General features: G+C 61.0%; 3 protein-coding genes. 2 read left to right on the forward strand and 1 reads right to left on the reverse strand.

Translation table 11 applies throughout. The annotated features are described in order from the left end of the window. A partial coding sequence (locus AAC083_RS08185; RefSeq protein WP_258224633.1) for a molybdopterin-binding protein occupies positions 1-445 on the forward strand: 445 nt, incomplete at its 5' end. Between the two features lie 202 nt (positions 446-647). Here the strand turns inward: AAC083_RS08185 and AAC083_RS08190 are convergent. Next, on the reverse strand, positions 648-1,112 hold the full coding sequence (locus tag AAC083_RS08190; RefSeq protein WP_108536293.1) for a GNAT family N-acetyltransferase: 465 nt from the start codon (positions 1,110-1,112) through the stop codon (positions 648-650). Positions 1,113-1,189: 77 nt separating this feature from the next. On the opposite strand from AAC083_RS08190, the gene AAC083_RS08195 reads away from it, so the two are divergent. After that, a complete protein-coding gene (locus AAC083_RS08195) occupies positions 1,190-1,354 on the forward strand; it encodes a hypothetical protein (RefSeq protein ID WP_181364687.1) in 165 nt (54 codons plus the stop codon). Positions 1,355-1,817 lie beyond the last annotated feature (463 nt).

The following is a 1,817-nucleotide window of genomic DNA, read 5'->3' on the forward strand; positions in this document are numbered from 1 at the left end:
CATCAAGCAGGTGCTGGCCGAGCTTGGCCAGATAGCCTTCTGGCGCATCCAGATGCGGCCGGGTCGCCCGCTGGCGTTTGGCAAGCTGGGGACTACCCCCTTCTTCGGCTTGCCGGGCAATCCGGTAGCGGCCATGGTCTGCTTCCTGCAGTTTGTCGAGCCTGCCATCGCTTGCTTGCAGGGCCGGGTCTGGCAACCGCTGCGCCTGTCGGCACAGGCCGAACAAAAGATGCAGAGCCGCCCGGGCCGCACCGAGTTTCTGCGCGGCGTCTTCCATCAGGATGCCAGCGGCGTGCTGCGGGTGCGCACCACGGGACCGCAGGGCTCCGGCATTCTGAGCTCCATGGCCGATGCCAACTGCCTGATTGAAATTGTCCCCGCCCAGCCGGCCATCGCACTCGGCGAGCGGGTCTGGATCCACCCGCTCCAGGGACGAGTGGCCTGATCAATCGCGAGCATCCCGCCGGTCGTGGCGGGGTGCTCGCGCCCATGACCCGAGGCTTGTCCGTTGCGCCTGAATACGCCGCTATCGCATCGTCCACGGCCTGCGTATCGCACTCGGCAAGCGCCCCTGCATGGGGCGATGATGCCAAAGGTACAATTGCGTCTGCCGGAACAAACCGGTTCAGCTCTCGCCACAGGCAGGATCAATGTCCCGGCAACCACTCCAGATACGCCGGATTGGCAACAAAACCAGCGCGTTCATACAGAGGGCGTCCCTCATCGCTGGCATGCAGCCACACCTTGCCCAGTTGTTCGGCGCAGGCATGGGCCACCATGGCATTGAGCAGGGCGCTGGCCATGCCCTGCTTGCGGTATGCCGGCAGTGTATACATGTTGAGCAGATAGGCCTCCCGCCCCGACACGTTGCCGGGATAGGGGGGCCGCACAAACAGAGCCAGCGTGCCGCTCGCCACCACTTCCCCCCCGACCTCGGCCACCCAGGACCGCGCACTGCCATCAGCCTGCGCAGTGCTGAAATAGGCACTGGTCGCCTGCCAGAGATCCACATCGACCAGCGGATCGCTCAGCTCACCCACCTCACAAAACAGCCCCATGCGCAGACTCACCAATACGGGAATATCAGCCTGCGTTGCCTGACGAACGATCATCTGCACCTCCTGGTGCCATCACTACTCCAAAGATGACAAGGCGTCCCCGAAGGCGCGCCTTGTGAAAGGAGCAGTGTGTGCCGATATATAACCCCTTGGCAAGGCGACAGCACTCCCATGCCAGGAGACGTCAACTCACCCGGGCCAGCCACATCCAACCCGCAGTGGACTGGAAGAACACCACCATGGCCATGGGCGGCCGCTGCTGCCGCCGTGGTGCCCTCGGGGAGGCGCCAGCTTGACTGGCCAGTATGACAGCCGTCGGGGCCGACGATACTCTGGCACTATTGACGGTTGTGAAGGATGGAGACAACTCCAAGTTAGCCCGCGCCCAACGCGACCGGCTGCGAGAGAGCGTCAATATGCACACATGGCGACTTCCTCCCATTGGTCGGCGGAAAGAGACGATGACCCATGCCGCATTTTTCTGGGCACCGACCTATGGCCAACGCTCTCCGGCTCGCAGAAATGACGCGCACCACCTCATTTCCGAATCAGCCAAGGAACAACTGACAGCAATATGCCCAACGCTGCGGCAGGCACTGTTCAGTCACCAGATAACAGAAGACGCCCAACGGCGGTGACACCGCGGCTTTCGTTGCGGATCAGTTATTGGAACGAAATCAACATATGAGATAATAAAATATAATCCTGTACATGATGTATTATAAATGTATTCGTATGTACTCGGGATCTGTTATGAAA

Origin of the sequence: Aeromonas sp. HMWF014 (assembly GCF_963878295.1) — a bacterium.
Lineage (GTDB): Bacteria > Pseudomonadota > Gammaproteobacteria > Enterobacterales > Aeromonadaceae > Aeromonas > Aeromonas popoffii.